24 protein-coding genes and 1 other annotated feature are annotated in these 21655 nt (G+C 49.0%); all 24 genes read right to left on the bottom strand.

Annotated features, from left to right (window positions below):
- Positions 1-7: 7 nt before the first annotated feature.
- The 24 genes from rpmC to secE all read right to left on the bottom strand — a co-directional run bounded on the left by rpmC (position 8) and on the right by secE (position 21600).
- Entirely contained in the window at positions 8-211 is a 204-nt protein-coding gene (gene rpmC / locus L7E55_RS04125; RefSeq protein WP_240083095.1) for a 50S ribosomal protein L29, read from the bottom strand.
- Positions 201-632, bottom strand: coding sequence for a 50S ribosomal protein L16 (rplP, locus tag L7E55_RS04120; RefSeq protein WP_277442780.1), 432 nt, complete (start codon positions 630-632; stop codon positions 201-203). Before rplP ends, rpmC begins: the two co-directional genes overlap by 11 nt.
- Positions 633-634: 2 nt before the next feature.
- Positions 635-1330 (bottom strand): 30S ribosomal protein S3, encoded by a 696-nt coding sequence (rpsC, locus tag L7E55_RS04115; protein WP_277442779.1) that lies wholly within the window; start codon positions 1328-1330, stop codon positions 635-637.
- Positions 1330-1677, bottom strand: coding sequence for a 50S ribosomal protein L22 (gene rplV, locus L7E55_RS04110; protein ID WP_277442778.1), 348 nt, complete (start codon positions 1675-1677; stop codon positions 1330-1332). The genes rpsC and rplV overlap by 1 nt, the downstream gene beginning before the upstream one ends.
- Positions 1678-1787: 110 nt before the next feature.
- A complete protein-coding gene (rpsS, locus tag L7E55_RS04105) occupies positions 1788-2072 on the bottom strand; it encodes a 30S ribosomal protein S19 (protein WP_277442777.1) in 285 nt (94 codons plus the stop codon).
- A gap of 127 nt (positions 2073-2199) precedes the next feature.
- A complete protein-coding gene (gene rplB, locus L7E55_RS04100) occupies positions 2200-3024 on the bottom strand; it encodes a 50S ribosomal protein L2 (protein ID WP_277442776.1) in 825 nt (274 codons plus the stop codon).
- 42 nt (positions 3025-3066) lie between these two features.
- On the bottom strand, positions 3067-3354 hold the full coding sequence (rplW, locus tag L7E55_RS04095; RefSeq protein ID WP_277442775.1) for a 50S ribosomal protein L23: 288 nt from the start codon (positions 3352-3354) through the stop codon (positions 3067-3069).
- The gene (gene rplD, locus L7E55_RS04090; protein WP_277442774.1) at positions 3351-3974 is read right to left on the bottom strand and encodes a 50S ribosomal protein L4; all 624 of its coding nucleotides are present in this window, start codon (positions 3972-3974) and stop codon (positions 3351-3353) included. The genes rplW and rplD overlap by 4 nt, the downstream gene beginning before the upstream one ends.
- Before the next feature lie 85 nt (positions 3975-4059).
- Positions 4060-4695, bottom strand: a complete 636-nt coding sequence (rplC, locus tag L7E55_RS04085) for a 50S ribosomal protein L3 (protein ID WP_277442773.1) — start codon at positions 4693-4695, stop codon at positions 4060-4062.
- 146 nt (positions 4696-4841) lie between these two features.
- Entirely contained in the window at positions 4842-5150 is a 309-nt protein-coding gene (gene rpsJ / locus L7E55_RS04080; protein WP_240083086.1) for a 30S ribosomal protein S10, read from the bottom strand.
- The gene (locus L7E55_RS04075) at positions 5110-5280 is read right to left on the bottom strand and encodes a hypothetical protein (protein ID WP_277442772.1); all 171 of its coding nucleotides are present in this window, start codon (positions 5278-5280) and stop codon (positions 5110-5112) included. The genes rpsJ and L7E55_RS04075 overlap by 41 nt, the downstream gene beginning before the upstream one ends.
- A gap of 117 nt (positions 5281-5397) precedes the next feature.
- On the bottom strand, positions 5398-6600 hold the full coding sequence (gene tuf / locus L7E55_RS04070; protein WP_277442771.1) for an elongation factor Tu: 1203 nt from the start codon (positions 6598-6600) through the stop codon (positions 5398-5400).
- Positions 6601-6688: 88 nt separating this feature from the next.
- Positions 6689-8764: an elongation factor G gene (gene fusA, locus L7E55_RS04065; protein WP_277442770.1), complete on the bottom strand. Its 2076-nt coding sequence runs from the start codon at positions 8762-8764 to the stop codon at positions 6689-6691.
- Positions 8765-8774: 10 nt separating this feature from the next.
- The gene (gene rpsG, locus L7E55_RS04060) at positions 8775-9245 is read right to left on the bottom strand and encodes a 30S ribosomal protein S7 (protein WP_277442769.1); all 471 of its coding nucleotides are present in this window, start codon (positions 9243-9245) and stop codon (positions 8775-8777) included.
- Between the two features lie 38 nt (positions 9246-9283).
- Positions 9284-9658: a 30S ribosomal protein S12 gene (gene rpsL / locus L7E55_RS04055; protein ID WP_277442768.1), complete on the bottom strand. Its 375-nt coding sequence runs from the start codon at positions 9656-9658 to the stop codon at positions 9284-9286.
- 39 nt (positions 9659-9697) lie between these two features.
- The gene (locus tag L7E55_RS04050; RefSeq protein WP_277442767.1) at positions 9698-9949 is read right to left on the bottom strand and encodes a L7Ae/L30e/S12e/Gadd45 family ribosomal protein; all 252 of its coding nucleotides are present in this window, start codon (positions 9947-9949) and stop codon (positions 9698-9700) included.
- A 194-nt stretch (positions 9950-10143) separates the two neighbouring features.
- Positions 10144-13794 carry a DNA-directed RNA polymerase subunit beta' gene (gene rpoC, locus L7E55_RS04045; RefSeq protein WP_277442766.1) on the bottom strand — a complete coding sequence of 1217 codons (3651 nt, stop codon included), beginning with the start codon at positions 13792-13794 and terminating at the stop codon, positions 10144-10146.
- A 20-nt stretch (positions 13795-13814) separates the two neighbouring features.
- Positions 13815-17609 carry a DNA-directed RNA polymerase subunit beta gene (gene rpoB, locus L7E55_RS04040; RefSeq protein ID WP_277442765.1) on the bottom strand — a complete coding sequence of 1265 codons (3795 nt, stop codon included), beginning with the start codon at positions 17607-17609 and terminating at the stop codon, positions 13815-13817.
- A gap of 519 nt (positions 17610-18128) precedes the next feature.
- Complete coding sequence (gene rplL, locus L7E55_RS04035; RefSeq protein WP_277442764.1) at positions 18129-18509, bottom strand: 50S ribosomal protein L7/L12; 381 nt, start codon at positions 18507-18509, stop codon at positions 18129-18131.
- A 52-nt stretch (positions 18510-18561) separates the two neighbouring features.
- Positions 18562-19089, bottom strand: coding sequence for a 50S ribosomal protein L10 (rplJ, locus tag L7E55_RS04030; RefSeq protein ID WP_277442763.1), 528 nt, complete (start codon positions 19087-19089; stop codon positions 18562-18564).
- Positions 19090-19201: 112 nt separating this feature from the next.
- Positions 19202-19341: a sequence feature (ribosomal protein L10 leader region), on the bottom strand.
- 104 nt (positions 19342-19445) lie between these two features.
- A complete protein-coding gene (gene rplA / locus L7E55_RS04025) occupies positions 19446-20144 on the bottom strand; it encodes a 50S ribosomal protein L1 (protein WP_277442762.1) in 699 nt (232 codons plus the stop codon).
- Positions 20145-20209: 65 nt separating this feature from the next.
- A complete protein-coding gene (rplK, locus tag L7E55_RS04020; RefSeq protein ID WP_277442761.1) occupies positions 20210-20638 on the bottom strand; it encodes a 50S ribosomal protein L11 in 429 nt (142 codons plus the stop codon).
- A gap of 25 nt (positions 20639-20663) precedes the next feature.
- Positions 20664-21191 (bottom strand): transcription termination/antitermination protein NusG, encoded by a 528-nt coding sequence (gene nusG / locus L7E55_RS04015; RefSeq protein ID WP_277442760.1) that lies wholly within the window; start codon positions 21189-21191, stop codon positions 20664-20666.
- 55 nt (positions 21192-21246) lie between these two features.
- The gene (secE, locus tag L7E55_RS04010; protein WP_277442759.1) at positions 21247-21600 is read right to left on the bottom strand and encodes a preprotein translocase subunit SecE; all 354 of its coding nucleotides are present in this window, start codon (positions 21598-21600) and stop codon (positions 21247-21249) included.
- Positions 21601-21655 lie beyond the last annotated feature (55 nt).

Raw genomic sequence — 21655 nt, 5'->3', positions numbered from 1 at the left:
GCTAGTCTTACGCCCGCTGGATCCCCAACTCACGCTCGCGAATTACCGTCTTGACACGCGCGATCCTGCGGCGGATTTCCTGCAGTTTCATCGGGTTATCCAACTGTCCGGTGGCCATTTGAAATCTCAATTTAAAGAGTTCATCCTTGGAGTCGTCCAGTTTCTTATATAGCTCGGAATCAGTCAACTCTCTAATATCCTTAGTTTTCAACGACCTCACCTACTTCCCCGCGTTTCACAAATTTTGTTTTAATCGGTAACTTGTGAGACGCCAAACGCATCGCTTCGCGAGCCACTTCTTCGGTAATGCCCGCTAACTCAAACATAATCCGGCCCGGTTTGACAACGGCAATCCAGTATTCAGGAGTACCCTTGCCTGAACCCATCCGGGTTTCAGCCGGCTTTGCAGTTATTGGCTTGTCAGGAAAAATTCTGATCCACACCTTGCCACCCCGCTTGATATAACGCGTCATGGCAATACGGGCCGCTTCTATTTGCCTGTTGGTAATCCAGGCCGACTCCAGAGCCTGAAGGCCAAACTCACCAAAACTGACTTCCTTGCCGCCTTTAGCCCTGCCAACTGTCCCAGGGCGGTGCTGTTTGCGGTATTTAACCCTTTTCGGTATAAGCATCCCTATACGCCTCCTTCACCAGGTGCGGCCTTTCCTCCCCTGGCCGGGGTTTTTACGGCATCCTTGGCTGCCGGTAATACTTCGCCTTTATAAATCCATACTTTGATGCCGATCTTTCCATAGGTGGTGTTCGCTTCGGCAAAACCGTAATCAATATCGGCACGCAAGGTATGAAGAGGAACTTTGCCTTCGCTGTACCATTCGCTGCGGGCAATTTCAGCGCCGGCCAATCTACCGCCGCACGCAATTTTGATCCCTTTCGCTCCCATCTTCATGGAGCGGGTGACAACTTGCTTCATAGCCCTTCTGAACGAAATCCGTTTCTCCAGTTGAGAAGCCACATTTTCAGCTACGAGTTGAGCGTCCACCTCAGGAATCTTTATCTCCACAATATTAACACTGACCTGCTTGCCGGTTATCTGTTCAAGCTGTTTGCGCAAATTTTCCACTTCCAAACCGCCCCGCCCGATGACGATACCCGGTTTGGCAGTGTGGATAAATACTTTTATCCGGTTGGCTGCCCGTTCTATCTGAATGCGCGAAACGCCCGCCACGTAAAGTTTCTTTTTAATGAACTTGCGTAATTTTAAGTCCTCATGCAAGAGGCCGGCGTAGTTTTTTTTGTCAGCAAACCACTTGCCTTCCCAATCCCGGATAATGCCAATCCGCAGGCCCTTGGGATTTACCTTCTGCCCCACTAAGATCTACCCTCCTTTTTGTCACCCACCACGACAGTAATGTGACTGGTACGCTTGCGTAAAACATCCGCGCGGCCCATGGCCCGGGCCTGGAACCGCTTCAACGTAGGTCCTTGATCAACATATGCCGCGGTTACGAACAACTCATCCTTATCGGCTTGCTGATTGTGTTCGGCGTTTGCGGCTGCAGATTTAACTACCTTTGTTACAGCCTCTGAGGCCCGTTTGGGTGTGTATCTTAAAATTGCAAGGGCCTCCTGAATTTTTTTACCCCGGATCAGGTCCACTACTGTGCGCACCTTTCGCGGGGAAATTCTTATAAATTTAGCTGTGGCCTTAGCTTCCACAGATTATTAACCCCCTTCGTTAAGATGCCGGAACTGAAAGCCGGAGGCTACATATCGGGGTTATCAACCAAAATAGTTTGCATCGCCTCTGACTTCTTGTTTTACGGCTTCTACTTCAGCGCTGTAGACCTTTCCGTATGGTGACCATGCCCCCGAAAAAGCCTGGTAACCGCAAATTCTCCCAGTTTGTGACCAACCATATCTTCGGTGATATAAACAGGGATATGTTTCCGCCCGTCATGTACGGCTATGGTGTGCCCTACCATTTCAGGGAAGATGGTTGAGCGCCTGGACCAGGTCTTAACAACTCTTTTTTCGCCCGTCTCATTCATGGCCTCTATTCTTTTGAAAAGCCGTTCTTCGCAATACGGCCCCTTTTTCAATGACCGGCCCAAAATAGCAGACCTCCTTTCACTTCTGGTTGTTAGTTGTCAGTTGTTGGCCGCTAGATTGTTTGTTGGAATTCGCCTTGCGAATTCCTTCCATCCTAACCACCAACCACTATCCAATAACCACCAACCGCTATTTGGTTCTTCTTTTCACGATTAGCTTATCGCTCGGTTTTCTTTTCCGTGTGCGGGCGCCCAAAGCTGGTTTACCCCACGGAGTAACAGGATTGCGGCCGATAGGTGAGCGGCCCTCACCACCACCGTGCGGGTGGTCAACCGGGTTCATCACTATACCCCGCACAGTGGGCCGGATGCCCATCCAGCGTTTCCGGCCGGCTTTACCGACTGTTATATTTTCATGATCAACATTGCTTATCTGTCCAATGGTGGCACGGCAGTCAAGCAATAAAAGCCGCATTTCACCGGATGGCATTCTTATATTGGCATACTTGCCTTCCTTGGCCATTAGCTGCGCGGACCCGCCGGCCGAGCGTACCAATTGACCGCCGCCACCGGGGTACAATTCGATATTATGAATTACTGTGCCTAATGGGATATTACGTAACGGCAGACAATTACCCGCCTTAATATCCGCATCCGGACCCGATACGACGGTTTGCCCGACGCTGACACCAATAGGAGCGAGTATGTATCTCTTTTCACCATCCGCGTAGTGCAACAGAGCTATTCTGGCAGAACGGTTCGGGTCATACTCCACACTGGCCACCTTGGCCGGAATACCGTCTTTATTACGTTTAAAATCGATAATCCTGTACATCCGCTTGTGCCCGCCGCCCCGGTGTCTCACTGTCAGCCTGCCGTACGCGTTGCGGCCGGCGCTCTTTTTTAATGGTTCCAGCAACGACTTTTCGGGTTCCGAACGGGTAATATCCTTAAAGTCCGAAACGGTTACAAACCGGCGTCCCGGTGACGTTGGCTTAAAACTTTTAGTAGCCACAGGGATTCACCCCCTCAATAAATTAATGTTATCGCGGCAAAACTACATTCCTTCAAAAATCTCGATTCGATTGCCCTCTTTAAGAGTGACTATCGCCTTTTTCGTATCAGGGGTTTTGCCGGGGATTCTGCGAACCCGCTTAATTTTTCCCTTAACGCGCATGGTATTTACTTTTTCCACTTTAACTTTAAACAAATTCTCGACAGCCTGCCGGATTTCCACTTTGTTAGCTTTTAGATCAACCAGAAAAGTATATTTATTGTCCTTTAACAAGGACGTGCTCTTCTCGGTCACTACCGGTTTCTTTAAAACATCGCGCGGATTTTTCATTGCGCGAGCACCTCCTCAACCCTGGCCACCGCATCCTTAGTCATGATCAGCTTGTTATACGCCAGGATGTCATATACATTGAGTCCGTTGGCAGTAAGCGGCTTGATCCCCGGTATATTACGGGCTGACTTTTCCACCGCCTGATCAGCTTCCGCTGTTACCAGCAGTGCGTCATTGATTTTGAGGTTGTTTAATATTTTAGCCATATCCCTGGTTTTTGGCTGCTCCATCTGCAATTGCTCCACAACCAGAATGTCACCGGAATGGACTTTAGATGAGAGGGCTGATTTCAAAGCCAGCCTCCTTACCTTTTTAGGCAGACTATATTGGTAGTCTCTGGGATGTGGCCCAAAAACAATCCCGCCGCCACGCCAGATTGGTGAACGGGAGGTGCCGTGACGAGCTCTGCCGGTGCCTTTTTGCCGCCATGGCTTGCGGCCACCACCGCTCACATCAGCCCTGGTTTTAGTAGCGTGGGTACCCAGGCGACGGCTGGCCAACTGCATCACAACGGCATCATGCAAAACAGATTCATTAACTTCAACGCCGAATACCTCATCTTTCAGCGTTAGTTCCCCGACCTGTTCGCCGTTAATATTATAAATTGCTACTGTAGGCATGAGTGTCCCCTTTCTGAGCCGTAAGCCTTTTCGGCCGCAGGTGCGCAACATGCCACGCCCTGCGTCTTCGGCTTAAGTCTCTTTTCTAGCGCTGCCGCGCCTTTGTCGACGGTATCACCAGCACCAGACCGCCCTTGGGTCCGGGTATGGCTCCTTTAACGGCAAGCAGGTTGCGATCGCCGTCAACTTTTACCACTTCAAGGTTCTGTACCGTTATTCGCTCCGAGCCGTATTGCCCCGGCAATTTCCTGCCTTTATACACACGGGCCGGACCTTTCGCCCCTAGCGAACCTGGACGCCTGTGGTACTTGGAACCATGGGCCATCGGGCCGCGGTGAAAACCGTGACGTTTGATCCCGCCGGAAAAGCCGTGCCCTTTACTAGTACCAACCACATCTACTTTTTCCCCCCGGGCAAAAATATCAGCTTTAATTTCCTGGCCTACCTCGTATGAATCCGCATCTTCAACCCTCAACTCACGCAGGTAGCGCAACGGCCGCACGCCGGCTTTGGTAAAATGGCCTTTCAGAGGTTTAGTAAAAAGACGCTCCCTCTTCTCTCCGAAACCGATTTGGATCGCACTGTAACCGTCAGTTCCCGGGGTCTTCTTTTGCACTACGAGGCAAGGACCTGCTTCAATTACAGTGACCGGAATGGCCAGACCTACTTCGGTAAAAACCTGTGTCATTCCAACTTTTTTCCCCAGAATACCCTTTGGCATTAGATAATGCACCTCCGTTTTTCAAAGGCCGGAAACGAAAACTGCTCCGCATTTGCCCCCGGCCTCCGAATTCTGTGGCAATTGGTTGAGCTGGTTCTCAACATTACCTCTATCTAAACCGGAAATAATCTTACTCCTTCTTCCAACTATAGTTTGATTTCAATGTCGACACCGGCCGGCAGGTCTAGCCGCATAAGAGCGTCCACCGTTTTCGGGGTAGGCTCGATGATGTCAATCAAACGCTTATGGGTCCGCATTTCGAACTGTTCGCGAGAGTCCTTGTTAACATGAGGGCTACGTAAAATGGTATATATATTTTTTTCAGTTGGCAGCGGAACCGGACCGGCGACAGAGGCGCCCGTCCTTTTCGCGGTATCTACAATTTTCAACGCCGACTGGTCTAAAATATGATAGTCAAAGGCCTTTAGCCTGATCCTGATTTTTTGGCTTTTCATCAATATCCTGCTCTCCTTTTCGCCCGATTGCCGGACTTTCTCGGTGAAAATTCCCCATCCCGGTAGTTTGTTGTAGTCGCTTGCCGGCAGTCTGATTGCCCATTAATATCGTCTTTACGCGATCTTTCATTTATTCTGACTACTGACTACTGACTACTGACTACTGATTTGGCAACCTCTCACCTCATCGCGTTTGCCAATAACAACATAAACGCACTAACAAATAATTAAGCTGGTCGAATACAAACTACTCCCTAATACCGGTAACAACGCCCGCGCCCACAGTGCGGCCACCTTCACGGATGGCGAAGCGCAGCCCTTCTTCAATGGCGATCGGGGTAATCAGGTCGATGTCAACTTTAATGTTGTCTCCCGGCATTACCATTTCAACGCCATCCGGCAGGGTGATCACGCCGGTCACGTCGGTAGTACGGAAATAAAACTGGGGACGGTAGCCGTTGAAAAACGGTGTGTGCCTGCCGCCCTCTTCCTTGGTCAGTACCAACACTTCGGCAGAAAAGTTTTTGTGCGGCTTGATCGAGCCGGGTTTTGCCAAAACCTGCCCGCGCTCGATCTCCTTCCGATCGACGCCACGCAGCAGGCAGCCGATATTGTCGCCGGCTTGGCCGCTGTCAAGAATCTTCCGGAACATTTCCACACCGGTCACCACGGTCTTCCGGGGCTTGTCGGCAAGTCCCACGATCTCGATTTCATCCTGCACTTTGACCATGCCGCGCTCGACCCGGCCGGTGGCCACGGTACCGCGACCGGTAATGGAAAACACATCTTCGACCGGCATCAGGAAAGGCTTGTCGGTATCCCGCACAGGTGTTGGAACATGCTCATCAACGGCGTCCATCAACTCCCAGATGGACTTGCACCATTCACAGTCTTTCTTGCCACAGGCGCATTCCATCGCTTTTAACGCCGAACCGGTAATGATGGGGATTTCATCGCCTGGAAATTCATAAGTAGTCAGCAATTCACGCACTTCCATGTCGACCAATTCCAGAAGTTCCGCGTCGTCGACCATGTCAGCTTTGTTAAGGTATACTACGATGTAGGGAACATTGACCTGGCGGGCCAGCAAGATATGCTCGCGGGTTTGGGGCATCGGGCCGTCCGCCGCGGACACGACCAGGATCGCCCCGTCCATTTGAGCGGCGCCGGTAATCATGTTTTTGATGTAGTCGGCGTGGCCCGGGCAGTCGACGTGGGCATAGTGTCTCTTATCGGTTTCATATTCGACGTGGGCGGTATTAATGGTAATGCCGCGCTCACGCTCTTCAGGAGCGTTGTCGATTTCTTCGAACTTTTTAATCGTCGCCTGACCGACTGTATTCAGGACCATGGTGATTGCCGCAGTCAGGGTGGTCTTGCCGTGGTCAACGTGGCCGATGGTGCCGATGTTAACGTGGGGTTTAGTCCGCTCATACTTTTGTTTTGCCATAAGTTTTATCCTCCTTTAAATTTTTTAACTGCAAACAATTCATCCTACTTGCTGACAATTGTTAAGCCAGATTCCGGATACCCATATTTTACCCTTGCCGTCTGGCAATAATTCCTTCTGCGATATTTTGCGGCACTTCAGTATAATGGCTAAACTGCATGCTGTAGGTGCCGCGTCCCTGTGTGCGCGAGCGCAGGTCGGTGGCATAGCCGAACATCTCCGCCAGCGGCACGAGCGCGTGGATTATCTGCATCCCGTTACGCGGCTCCATTTCCTCGATCCGCCCTCGACGGGAGTTCACATCGCCGATCACGTCACCCATATACTCATCGTTCACCACGACTTCCACCTTCATAACCGGTTCCATCAAAACCGCGCCGGCTTTTGCGGCGGCATTCTTAAAACCAATGGAACCGGCAATCTTAAACGCCATTTCCGATGAGTCCACATCGTGGTAAGAACCGTCCAGCAGGGTGACTCCGATGTCTACCATCGGGAAACCAGCCAAAACGCCGTTTTCCTGGGCCTCCTTAACGCCCGCGTCAACTGCCGGAATATACTCTTTGGGGATGACCCCGCCAATGATTTTGCTGGTAAACTCATATCCGGAGCCCGGCTCCCGCGGCTCAATTTCCAAAACAACATGGCCGTACTGGCCGCGCCCGCCTGACTGGCGGACAAACTTACCTTCCGCCTTGACCTTTTTCCTGATAGTTTCTTTGTAAGCAACCTGCGGCCGCCCTACGTTTGCTTCCACATTAAACTCACGCAGCATCCGGTCGATAATTATCTCCAGGTGCAATTCACCCATACCCGATATCAGCGTTTGCCCTGTTTCAGGGTCGGTATTAATCCGGAAGGTGGGATCTTCCTCAGCCAGCTTCTGTAGGGCAATCCCCATTTTCTCCTGGTCCATCTTGGTTTTCGGTTCGATGGCCACATGGATGACCGGTTCAGGAAAATCCATAGATTCAAGAAAAATCGGCGCTTTTTCATCACACAGGGTGTCTCCTGTGCTGGTGGCTTTCAACCCCACTGCGGCAACAATATCACCGGTAAATACTTCGGTGATATCCTCCCGGTGGTTGGCATGCATTCTCAGAATGCGCCCGATTCTCTCCCGCTTGTGCTTGGTTGAATTGTAGATATACGAGCCGGACTGCAAGTTACCGGAATAAACCCGAAAAAAGGTTAACTTGCCCACGTAAGGGTCAGCCATGATTTTAAAGGCCAGAGCGGCAAAAGGTTCATCATCGCTCGCCGCCCGTTCTTTTTCTTCGCCGCTTTCCGGGTCAACCCCGCGCATGGAAGGCACTTCCGTGGGCGCGGGTAAATAATCCACAATCGCGTCCAGCAAAGGCTGCACTCCTTTGTTCTTAAAAGCGGAACCGCACAGCACCGGGATCATCTGCACAGCCAGAGTAGCTTTGCGAATGCCTTCTTGAATATCTTTCTCCGAAAGTTCTTCGTTTTCAAGATATTTCATCATCAAATTTTCGTCAGATTCGGCAACCGCTTCAATCAACTTGTTTCTAAATATATTCGCTTCTTCAGCAAGCTCCGGCGGGATGTCGGTCTCCTTACTGTCGACGCCCAGTTCATCAATATAAATAATCGCCTTATTCCTGACTAAATCAATGACACCATGAAATTTATCTTCCATTCCGATGGGTATTTGCAAAGCCACCGGGTTAGCGCCTAAACGCTCTTTAATCATTTTCACTCCACGGTGAAAGTCGGCCCCCACGCGGTCCATTTTATTTATGAAGGCTATCCTGGGGACACCATACTTGTCGGCTTGCCGCCATACTGTCTCGGATTGTGGTTCGACGCCCCCAACTGAGCAAAAAACCGCTACTGCGCCATCAAGCACGCGCAGAGAGCGTTCTACCTCGACAGTGAAGTCCACGTGCCCTGGCGTATCGATAATATTAATCTGGTAATCACGCCACCGGCAGCTGGTCGCCGCGGAAGTAATGGTAATACCCCGTTCCTGCTCCTGGACCATCCAATCCATCGTTGCCGCGCCATCATGCACTTCCCCGATTTTATGCACTTTACCGGTATAAAACAATACCCGCTCGGTAGTGGTGGTCTTGCCGGCGTCAATATGTGCCATTATTCCTATGTTTCGAATTTTATCCAACGAAAACTGACGCGCCATAAGCTCCCCCTTACCACCGGTAATGCGCAAATGCTTTATTAGCTTCCGCCATTTTATGAGTGTCTTCTCTCTTCTTTACGGAACCGCCTGTATTTGCAGCCGCGTCCATAATTTCACCGGCAAGCTTTTCGGCCATGGTCCGGCCGGCCCGCTCCTTGGAATACCGGGTCAGCCAGCGAATGCCCAGCGTCTGCCTGCGGTCATGCCGCACTTCTATCGGAACCTGATAGTTAGCCCCACCAACCCGGCGGGCCTTTACCTCAAGCACCGGCATAATATTTTTCATCGCCTGTTCAAATACTTCTAACGGGTTTTTACTCGTTTTTTCTTGGATTATATCCAACGCACCGTAGACAACCGCCTCGGCAAGACTTTTTTTACCATCTAACATCACTTGGTTGATCAACTTGGTTAAAACCTTGCTCCGGTATACGGGGTCCGGTAGGATTTCCCGTTTGGCAATAGCCCCTCTTCTCGGCAAAAAATTTCCCCCCTTTGCCACGAATATATAGTCAACACTTATTTTTTAGGCCGCTTCGAACCGTATTTTGAACGTCCCCGTTTCCTGTTCTGAACGCCTGCGGAATCCAGTGAGCCGCGAACAATATGATATCTGACACCCGGTATGTCCTTTACCCTGCCGCCGCGCACCAGAACAACCGAGTGCTCTTGCAGGTTATGCCCGATGCCCGGAATGTAGGAGGTTACCTCAATGCCGTTGGTAAGTCTGACCCGGGCAACTTTACGTAAAGCGGAGTTGGGCTTCTTCGGTGTAGTCGTGTATACCCTGGTACAAACGCCCCGTTTCTGAGGGCTCTCCTTTAGAGCCGGCGCGGTAGACTTTTTAATAATTTCCTCCCTGCCCTTTCGGATCAGTTGGCTAATAGTTGGCACTTATAAAACACCTCCTTCCCGGCTCTAATCATACAAAATTTATTCCTCAATAACAGCCGCAGAAGCACAGCGTACTTCAATACCACAGGCCTTTCCCAGCGCCTGCATGGATTCTGCCTGGATTACTCGGATACCCTTTGAAGCGCAAATCCGGAAGATTGGTTCGACCACATGCTTGTCAGCGTTTTGAGCTATATATACCACTTTGGCCTGCCCCCGCTCAATGGCTTTCAATGTCTGTTTAGCGCCTACGGTTTTTTTTCGCGCTGATAGCAGCAACTCATAAGCCATAACAGCTTAACCCCCTGAAATCCGGACACTTTAGTATCTTATCACCACAAGATGCCATTGTCAATATTGTACTGTTCAGGCATTCAGAATTCAGTAGTCAGAATTCAGAATGCCGCGGTGACGATAAAACCGTTCTCCCATTCCAACTACTGAATACTGACTACTGATTACTGACTACTGACCCTCAAGTAGAGCTATACAGTAGTCGTCGTCAGAAAATCATCCTGCACTTGATCACTTTCGAGGATATCTTCATCACTTTCATAATCCTGATCTTCCATGCCTTCTTCATCTAATATACTGATACTGATGTTGCGGTAGCGGGACATCCCCGTGCCGGCAGGAATAAGCTTGCCGATGATCACGTTTTCTTTCAGGCCGATAAGCGGGTCCAACTTGCCCTTAATGGCCGCTTCGGTAAGCACCCTGGTAGTCTCCTGGAAAGATGCGGCGGACAGAAATGAATCTGTAGCCAGAGAAGCCTTGGTAATCCCCAGCAGCACCGCCCTGGCGGTGGCGGGTTCGCCTCCTAACGCTTCAATCCGGGTATTTTCATCTTCAAACTCGAATATATCAATCAGACCACCCGGCAGCAGGTCGGTGTCACCGGAGTCATCCAGTTTAACTTTCCGCAGCATTTGTCTAATCATTACTTCAATATGCTTGTCGTTAATATCCACACCCTGCAGCCGGTAAACCCGCTGAACCTCTTGAAGAAGATAAATCTGCACGCCCTGAACCCCTTTGATCTTGAGCAGGTCATGCGGATTTACCGACCCTTCTGTCAGCTCGTCACCGGCGTCGACCCGGTCGCCGTTTTTAATTTTAAGACGGGCGCCGTAAGGCACTTGATAAACGGCTTTCTCGCCGTCCTCTGTGGTAACTTCAATTTCTTTGCGTCCTTTAATTTCCCGCACTTCGACCACGCCGTCCGCCTCGGCAATGATAGCTTGACCTTTGGGGCGCCGGGCCTCAAAAAGTTCTTCCACACGCGGCAAGCCCTGGGTAATATCATCCCCGGCCACGCCGCCGGTATGGAAGGTGCGCATGGTAAGCTGGGTGCCCGGCTCGCCGATGCTCTGAGCGGCGATGGTGCCAACGGCCTCACCGATGTCGACATTGCGGCCGGTAGCCAGGTTGCGTCCGTAGCATTTGATGCATACGCCATAACGGGTCTTACAGGTTAAAACGGAACGAATCTTTACTTTTTTTATACCTGCTCTAACAATTCGATCAGCGTGTTCTTCAGTGATTTCTTCATCAGCGCGTACCAGGGTCCTTTGCGGCAAGGCGACGCCGGCCTGCCGTATTTTATTCAAATGCTCCTGATCAATAATTGTGTGTTTTCGCACCAGCACCTCACCGGTCGCCGGCATGATAATGTCCTCTTCCAGCTCGTCGCCGGCGTCTATCTCCACCTTGATATCCTCAATCGCTACCCTTCCGATAATCCGGTCTTCAATCTTTTCAATAACTTCGGTGCCGTCTTTAATCTCCTCAACTGTAATGCCCTGCGAAGTGCCGCAGTCAATTTCCCTGACAATCACATCCTGGGCGACGTCCACTAAACGGCGGGTCAGGTAGCCGGAGTCAGCCGTGCGCAGCGCCGTATCAGCCAAACCTTTCCTGGCGCCGTGAGTAGAAATGAAGTATTCCAAAACGGTAAGGCCTTCCCGGAAGTTCGCCTTGATCGGCAGGTCGATAATCCGGCCGGAAGGATCGGCCATCAAACCACGCATCCCGGCAAGCTGGCGGATCTGCTGGATATTTCCGCGGGCGCCGGAATTGGCCATCATATAAACCGGGTTGAACCGGTTAAGCGTTTCAACCAGCGCGTCGGTAACATTTTTCGTCGCGTCGTTCCATATCCCAATCACTTTCCGGTACCGCTCATCTTCCGTAATCAAGCCACGACGGTACTGCAACTCGACTTTTTCAACCTGTTTTTCGGCATCTCTGAGAATTTCTTTTTTCTGTTCCGGAATTGTTATGTCTTGAATGCCAATGGTGACTCCCGCCCTAGTGGCAAAAGTAAAACCGAGCTTTTTAATTCCGTCAAGCAATTTGGTGGTAGCCGAGAAACCCAGTTGCCGGTAACATTCATCAACAATCCGGCTCAGCACTTTTTTATCCGCTATCTGGTTAATATAACCTAATTCAGGAGGTATAACCTCATTAAAAATAACCCTGCCGACAGTAGTTTCAAGCATGCTTCTGTCGGGCATCCGCACTTTTATCCTGGCATGCAGCGAAATAACATCGTTGTAATAAGCCATTACAGCCTCTTCACTGTCTTTAAAAAACTTTCCTTCACCCTTTACTCCGGGCTCTTCCGAAGTTAGGTAGTAGATGCCTAAAACCATGTCCTGAGTAGGTATGGCTACCGGGCGGCCGTCCTTAGGGTTCAAAATATTATTCGATGAAAGCATCAGCAACCTGGCCTCGGATTGCGCTTCCGCGGACAGGGGCACGTGCACGGCCATTTGGTCGCCGTCGAAGTCAGCGTTATAAGCGGTACAAACCATCGGGTGGATCTGAATGGCCTTTCCCTCCACCAGCGTTGGTTCGAAAGCCTGGATGCCCAAGCGGTGCAAGGTTGGAGCACGGTTAAGCAGAACAGGATGTTCGCTGATAACATCTTCAAGCACATCCCAAACCTCCGGACGCACTCTCTCAACCATGCGTTTAGCGCTTTTTATGTTATGGGCATGACCGTCATTCACCAGGCGTTTCATGACAAAAGGCTTAAACAACTCAATAGCCATTTCTTTAGGCAAGCCGCACTGGTGGATATTCAGATTCGGACCGACGACTATAACTGAGCGGCCGGAGTAATCAACCCGTTTGCCCAGAAGGTTCTGGCGAAAACGGCCTTGCTTTCCTTTCAGCATATCGCTCAGCGATTTCAACGGGCGGTTGCCCGGGCCTGTAACCGGCCTACCCCGGCGACCGTTGTCAATCAGGGCATCAACAGCCTCCTGGAGCATTCTTTTTTCATTTCTGACAATAATATCCGGAGCGCCGAGATCCAGCAATCTTTTTAGACGGTTGTTGCGGTTAATCACCCTGCGGTATAAATCATTCAAGTCGGACGTGGCAAAACGTCCGCCATCCAGCTGAACCATCGGGCGAAGCTCGGGAGGAATAACCGGAACAACATCCAGCACCATCCACTCGGGCCGGTTTCCTGACTTGCGGAAAGCTTCCACCACTTCCAGACGCCTGATTGCCCTGATTTTACGCTGGCCGGTAACGTCTCTCAATTCCTGGCGAAGCTCTTTAGCCTGTTCCTCCAGATCAATTTCCTCCAAAAGAACTTTAATGGCTTCAGCACCCATGCTCGCTTTAAAAGTGTTGCCGTATTTTTCCCTGTTTTCCCGGTACTCCGTTTCGGTAAGCAACTGCTTCTTGATTAACCCGGTATCGCCGGGATCAGTCACAATATATGAAACAAAATATAATACCCTTTCCAAAGCGCGTGGGGACATATCCAGCAACAGACCCATCCGGCTGGGAATACCTTTAAAATACCATATATGTGAAACCGGAGCGGCAAGTTTGATATGACCGAGGCGCTCCCGGCGCACTTTGGAACGGGTCACCTCTACTCCGCACCGGTCGCAAACCACTCCCTTGTAGCGGACACGCTTATATTTGCCACAGTGACATTCCCAGTCACGGGTCGGCCCAAAAATACGCTCACAGAACAACCCGTCCCTTTCCGGTTTCAAAGTACGGTAGTTGATTGTTTCAGGTTTTTTAACCTCGCCGCTGGACCAGCTAATGACTTGCTCGGGAGATGCCAGGCCGATACGAATACGGTCAAAATTATTTAATTCCAGCAAAAGAATCCCTCCTTCAGGAGCTACTCATCTTCCAGTTCGAAATCATCTTCCTGATAATCATCATTAAACTCTTCTTCATCTATATCGCCGTCGTAATCTTCGTCACTAACGACTTCAGGCAATTCTTCTTGCTGTATGTCTATACCCAGTTCTTTCGCGGTTTCAGTGATATCCTCTTCAACTTCCTTAATTTCGATTTCCCGGTCGTCTTCGGATAATACCCTGACGTCCAGTCCAAGGCTCTGCAACTCTTTTATCAGTACCTTGAAGGACTCAGGGACACCTGGCTCAGGCACATTTTCGCCTTTAACGATGGACTCGTAAGTTTTTACCCGTCCCACCACGTCGTCAGATTTTACGGTCAGGATCTCTTGCAAAGTATAGGCCGCACCATAAGCCTCCAACGCCCACACTTCCATCTCACCGAAACGCTGTCCGCCAAACTGGGCTTTGCCGCCCAGCGGCTGTTGGGTAACCAGAGAGTAAGGTCCGGTGGAACGCGCGTGAATCTTGTCGTCTACCAGGTGGGCGAGTTTAAGCATATATACGTAACCCACTGTCACCGGATTGTCAAAAGGCTCTCCAGTGCGCCCGTCGTACAACGTCATCTTACCGTTTTCCGACAGTCCTGCTTCTTTCAATTTATCAAGAATATCTTTTTCCGAGGCTCCATTAAACACCGGCGTGGCCACATGATAACCAAGCGCCTTAGCGGCCCATCCAAGGTGCGCCTCCAAAACCTGCCCTATATTCATCCGGGAAGGCACGCCCAATGGGTTCAGAACAATTTCTATCGGTGTGCCGTCCGGCAGAAAAGGCATATCCTCTTCCGGCAGGATACGGGCAATAACACCTTTATTACCGTGGCGGCCGGCCATCTTGTCGCCTTCAGAAATTTTCCTTTTTTGGGCTATATAAACCCGCACCAACTGGTTCACGCCAGGCGGCAGTTCATCTCCGTTATCTCTAGAAAAAACCTTCACATCGACAATTTTACCTGCTTCACCATGCGGCACCCTAAGAGAAGTATCCCTTACCTCCCGCGCTTTTTCACCAAATATAGCACGCAAGAGACGTTCCTCGGCGGTTAATTCAGTTTCCCCTTTTGGTGTTACCTTGCCGACTAGAATGTCACCCGGCCGCACTTCCGCACCTGTCCGGATAATCCCCCGCGCGTCCAGGTCTTTTAAAATCTCCTCGCCTACATTGGGAATATCTCTGGTAATCTCCTCGGGGCCCAACTTGGTATCGCGGGCGTCACATTCATATTCTTCAATATGAATCGAAGTAAAGAAGTCCTCTTTTACCGCTTTCTCACTTACAAGTATAGCGTCTTCATAATTATAACCTTCCCAGGGCATAAAGGCTACCAGAATATTCCTGCCAAGCGCCAGTTCGCCGTAGTCGGTGGAAGGGCCGTCGGCTATAACCTGTCCCGCTTCCACACGTTCACCTAGCTGTACAATGGGCTTTTGGTTGATACATGTGCCCTGGTTGGAGCGAGTAAACTTCAATAATTTGTATCTATCAGTGCCCGGTGGCCGGTAAACCAGATTCAAACCAACTGTTACCGAAAGGACCTTGACTCCGGCCTGATCCAGACGATCTAAACTCCCTTTGCTTATTTTTTCATCTTTTTTAATGAGAATCTCTGCGGTTTCAGGCGCATAAATATCATTCAAGGCTTTAATTTCTTTAATTTCAGGCACATGGTATTTCTTTTCATCCATAACTTGTGAAACTGGAACATTATACACTTTCAGCCGGTACATAGTTTGTCTCGAATGGGTAGTGATTTCTTCCAGCAAACCTTTTTTCTTCAGCAGTTCTACCGCCGCTTCGGTAATTATATCGCCTTTATTAGCCAACGGTTCCTTTGTTTCGGTTGATATATCGTAAGGCCATGTTCCCTCATACCTGGCATCAGTCTGAATAATAATGTCGTTTGCGGTCACTTGCCCGACGACACCCGGATTTTTGGCAATTACCACCACACCGGAATCCCTGGCGGCTTTATATTCAATCCCGGTGCCGACCAGGGGCGCCTGTGTTTTTAATAAAGGCACGGCCTGGCGTTGCATGTTTGCTCCCATCAAGGCCCGGTTTGCGTCATCGTGCTCAAGAAACGGAATTAGCGCCGTCGCAATACTGAAGACCTGTTTTGGCGACACATCCATGAAATCCACCCGGTCAGCGGGAACTACCACGATTTCAGGGGATCGGGCGTTGACCCGGTTTTCCTGAAAACGACCTTCTTCATCCAAAGGCGCGTTGGCCTGGGCTATGACGTAACCTTCTTCTTTATCGGCGGTGAGATAAACTATTTCGTCGGTAACCCGTTTATTATTTTTATCGACTTTGCGATAAGGCGTTTCAATGAAACCAAGCGGGTTGATCCTGGCATAGGTGCTGAGCGAGCCGATCAAGCCGATGTTGGGACCTTCAGGTGTTTCAATCGGACACATCCGGCCATAGTGTGAATTATGAACGTCACGCACCTCAAAACCCGCCCGTTCCCGCGACAAACCACCCGGTCCAAGGGCGGAAAGACGTCTCTTATGGGTAAGCTCGGCAAGCGGGTTGGTCTGATCCATGAACTGCGACAATTGACTCGACCCAAAGAATTCTTTAATGGCGGCAACCACCGGGCGAATGTTAATCAATACCTGCGGCGTAATCACGTCTACATCCTGAATTGTCATTCTCTCTCGGACTACCCGCTCCATTCTGGACAAACCAATCCTGAACTGGTTCTGCAACAACTCGCCAACTGAACGCAAACGCCGGTTACCAAGGTGATCGATATCGTCCACGTGGCCTTCGGAATTCACCAAACCCAGCAAGTACCTGATTGTCTCAATAATGTCTTCCCTGGTCAACTCTCTTATGAATTCACGTTCTTTAGGCAATTCCTTTTTTAAATAAGGATCAAAATCTGTTTCCCCTTTGGCGTTTTCGCCGTAACGGTAAAGAATGCCATGCTGCAGTTTTTCTTGAATCTTATAACGGCCGACATTAGCCAAATCATAGCGTTTAGGATCAAAAAAGAGCGCTTCCAAAAGCGATTTCGCGCTTTCAACTGTTGGCGGTTCCCCAGGGCGCAAGCGCTTGTAGATTTCTACCAGCGCCTCTTCTTCGGAATCGCAATTATCCCGGGACAAGGTTTCCTGAATACTTTTATCACCGTTAAAAAGCTCGTTAATCACTGTATTGGTGCTGTAACCGAGCGCGCGCACCAAAACAGTGGCCAATATTTTCCTGGTACGGTCAATCCTAACAAAGACATGGTCATTAATATCAGTTTCAAATTCCAGCCAAGCGCCCCGGTTAGGTATTATCGTGGCCGTGTAAAGTTTTTTTCCGGTTGGATCAATAATTTCATTAAAATAAACACCGGGTGAACGGACTAACTGGCTTACAATCACACGCTCAGCTCCGTTGATGATAAAAGTGCCCTTTTCGGTCATCAAGGGGAAATCTCCCATAAAGACTTCCTGTTCTTTGACCTCCCCGGTTTCTTTATTGATTAGACGCACCTTGACCCGTAAAGGCGCGGCAAAGGTCACGTCCCTCTCTTTACACTCCTCCACCGAGTATTTTGGATCGCCGAGGGTATAATCTAAAAACTCAAGAACGAGGTTTCCGGTAAAATCCTGTATGGGAGATATATCCTGGAAAACCTCTCTTAACCCCTCTTTTAAAAACCAATCGTAGGAATTGCGCTGGACCTCAATAAGGTTAGGCAGTTCAAGAACCTCTTTTAGCTTAGCGAAACTCTTTCGGCCCCTGCCCCCCACCTTCTCGGGATAAATCATCTAGCGCCTCACACCCCCGTCTCAAAATAAGAAGAATACTTGTACCGATTACTTTTCCATGGGCGCTACTACCGGCCAGTTAGCAAAAAACAGCACTGAAAAACCGCTAGCGTGTCCTATTACTCACAAATCCCAAGAGGGATTTTGCTACACGTTTAAACCGAGACAATGAAAAGCAAGGCTTTGTTTTCTTTACAATACCTCGCTTTATACAAAATCAGACTATCTTAAATATTATTGCCAAAATAATGAAAAAATACATTATTTTACATAGATTTTATGCGCCATCATAAATTATAATCCAATACATAGATATACTACAATTTTTAATGACATTTTGTAATTTTAGCATATCAAATTATGTTTGTCAAGGTATTATTTGATAAAAAAGAGAACTAATTTACTGAACCTTTCTGTGACCTTTGGACATACAACACGGCTCATGTTCGGCCTCATAATTGTTGGATTCCACTAAAAAAGGGGCCGGAGGCCCCTTTTCGGATTATCGCATCTGGCTGCCTACTTGATTTCCACAGTGGCGCCGGCATCGGTAAGCTTGGCTTTTATTTCCTCAGCCTCTTGTTTATTAATCTTTTCCTTGACGGCTTTCGGCGCCGCGTCGACCAGATCTTTCGCTTCTTTCAGGCCAAGTGTGGTGATTTCCCTGACCACCTTAATCACATTAACCTTTTTGTCGCCAACGGCGGTAAGGATTACATCAAATTCTGTCTGTTCCTCCACTTCAGCGGCTGCCGCCGGAGCGGCCCCGGGAGCGGCTGCAACAGCCACCGGAGCGGCTGCGCTCACGCCGAATTCCTCCTCAAAAGCTTTGACTAATTCAGATAACTCCAGAACAGTCATACCTTTTACTGCTTCAAGAATTTCTTGCACCTTGGACATTTACGTAACCTACCTTTCAATAATAAGTCTTTTTTATCAAAATAAAATCCAACTAAGCTTCACCTGCGCGCTGTTTGCGAACTGCTTCCAGTGTGTAAACAAAACTACGGATAGTACCTTGAAGCACACTTGCAAAACCATAAAGCGGAGACTGCATGCCGCCCAGCACTTTAGACAGAAGAACTTCACGCGGGGGCAAATCAGCCAGATTTTTAATACCCCTGGCGTCAATTACCTTTCCTTCCAGAATACCAGCCTTAATCTCCATTTTTTTAGTCTCACGGATAAAATCGGCAAGTATTTTGGCCGGCGCCACCGGATCCTTTCCAAAGGCAATCGCCACAGGACCCTCCAGGTATGGTTCAATACCTTCAATGCCAAGACGTTTAACCATCAAGCCGGTCAAGGTATTCTTTGCCACCTTGAATTCACAACCCGCTTCCCGGAGTTTCCGGCGCAGCTTCGTCGCCTCGCTGACATTCAAACCACGGTAATCAGCAAAGATCGATACTGTAGATCCCTCAAATTTTTCTTTTAAATCTAAAAGAATTTCATCTTTTTTTGCTTTTGAGATAGGCACTCTTTGATAACACCTCCCCTCTTGGCGGTTGGTGGTTAGTGGTTGGTGGTTGGGATAGAAGGAATTCGCAAGGCGAATTCCAACAAACAATCTAAACGACCAACGACCAACGACTCACAACCAAAATGGCCTCTGTGGACAAAACACAGAGGCCTCGTAATTTATACGCAGTAAAGAGATAGGCCTCGGCCGGCGGCTTTCGGGCCATTATGCAAACGCACCGGCTGTCCACAGCTTATTATTGAGTTGTACGTTCCCTCGGCTATTCCGAGGGTTCTCTCTTTTAATCAGGCCTTAAAATCGCCCCTCATGCAAGTCCATAGGATTACACAATATCTATAACTTCATATAGAACGCTAGAAAGAAGCTTTTTGAGTATTAACCTTGATTCCAGGTCCCATAGTAGATGACAGAGAAATGCCTTTGAGATACTGACCTTTAGCAGAGGCAGGTTTAGCCCTGTTCAGGACGTCCATCAAAGTGCGCAGGTTTTCCTGGAGCTTTTCGACGCTGAAAGAAACTTTGCCGATCGGGGCGTGAATAATGCCCGCTTTATCTACCCTGTACTCTATTTTACCAGCCTTTACTTCTTGTACGGCTTTGGTGATGTCAAAGGTAACGGTTCCGGTTTTTGGATTGGGCATCAGGCCGCGGGGCCCCAGAATCCGCCCCAATTTGCCTACAGTGCTCATCATATCCGGGGTTGCAATAGCTACATCAAATCCCAGCCAACCTTCTTGTTGAATCTTGGCTATCATATCTTCCGCTCCTACAAAATCAGCGCCAGATTCTTCAGCTTCTTTAGCCTTATCACCCTTTGCAAACACTAGTACGGTGCGGGTTTTACCTGTTCCATGCGGCAGTACAACCGCGCCACGCACCTGCTGATCGGCGTGGCGGGGATCCACGCCCAGCCGGATGGATACTTCAACAGTTTCATCGAATTTTCCGGGGGCTATTTTTTTTACCAGTTCAAGCGCATCAGCCGGTTCATAAACCGCATTGCGTTCAAATTCCTTCACTGCATTCAAATATTTTTTACCATGCTTTGGCATAACATTATTCCTCCTTGTGGTCTTAGCGGAAATTTTTCCTCCCACTTGCCATACACATTAATTTGTCAACCTTCCACGATTTCAATACCCATACTGCGGGCAGTTCCTTCAACCATCCGCATTGCCGCCTCGATACTGGCGGCGTTAAGGTCAGGCATCTTTATTTCAGCAATCTCACGGACTTTGGCGAGAGGAAGTTTCGCAACTTTTTTACGGTTTGGTTCGCCGGAAGCTGTTTCAATCCCTGCCGCTTTCTTAAGCAGGACAGCCGCGGGCGGAGTTTTGGTCACAAAAGTAAAGGAACGATCTTCAAAAACAGTAATCTCAACCGGAATAATCAGACCGGCCTGAGAAGCGGTACGTTCATTATATTCCTTTACAAAAGCCATGATATTAACACCATGCTGTCCCAGAGCCGGACCCACCGGCGGCGCCGGGGTGGCCTTGCCTGCCGGAACTTGCAGTTTTATTATGGCTGAAACTTTTTTTGCCATTTGCATTACACCTCCTGTTCAAAAGTTAAGAAGTCTTCTCTATCTGACTAAAATCCAGTTCAACCGGGGTCTCCCGTCCAAACATGGAGATTAATACTCTTACTTTTTGTTTTTCCGTGCTGACATCTTCAATTATCCCGATGAAATTTTCAAAAGGGCCTGATATAACGCGAACATTTTCACCTACGGAAAGAATAATCCGCGTCCGGGGCTCGTCAACTCCCATCTGTCTGATAATCTGCCTGGCCTCATCGTCATTCAAAGGGATAGGTTTTGAGCCTGAACCTACAAAACCTGTCACCCCGGGGGTGTTGCGCACGACATACCAGGAATCGTCAGTCATAAACATCTCAACCAGCACATACCCCGGAAAAACTTTTCGCTTGGAGATCTTCTTTTTACCGTCTTTTATTTCAACTTCATCTTCCATCGGCACGAGTATACGGAAAATCTTTTCTTCCATCCCCATGGAATCGATCCGTTTTTCGAGGTTTGCTTTTACCTTATTTTCATAGCCGGCATAGGTATGTACAACATACCATTTCTTTATCATAAAATACAAGGGACCCCTTTTCTTGGCCTTAGGTCCCTAACCCCCTTAAGGAAAATTATCTTTGCATTATCAGTTTCAGGACCACACTCAACACTGAATCGAACAACCAAATTAAGCAACCTACAAATAAAACCGCCAACAATACTACCGAAGTGTATATAACAACCTCACGGCCATTTAGCCAATGGACCTTTTTTAACTCATTCATTACTCCCCGCGCAAACTTCTTTATCTGTTCGACCCGGTTCACCCTGTCTTTCTTAGCGACAACCTTACCGGAATCTTTTTTTACCAACACTTTCTTTTCTTTACTATCTGCAAGGGTTTTTTTTGACGCTTCTTTCAGGTTGGTTTCTTTTTTGTACGATTCTTTTTTATTATTGTTATCCTGTTTCTTCATTAAGGCCATATAACGCCACATCCTTAACTTTTATCTAAAACGCGCCCGACCTGAAATAATACCG

It is taken from the genome of Pelotomaculum isophthalicicum JI, from assembly GCF_029478095.1.
Classification (GTDB): Bacteria; Bacillota; Desulfotomaculia; order Desulfotomaculales; family Pelotomaculaceae; genus Pelotomaculum_D; species Pelotomaculum_D isophthalicicum.
Note: the sequence above shows the minus strand (reverse complement) of the source record. Positions and strands in the feature narration are given on the sequence as shown.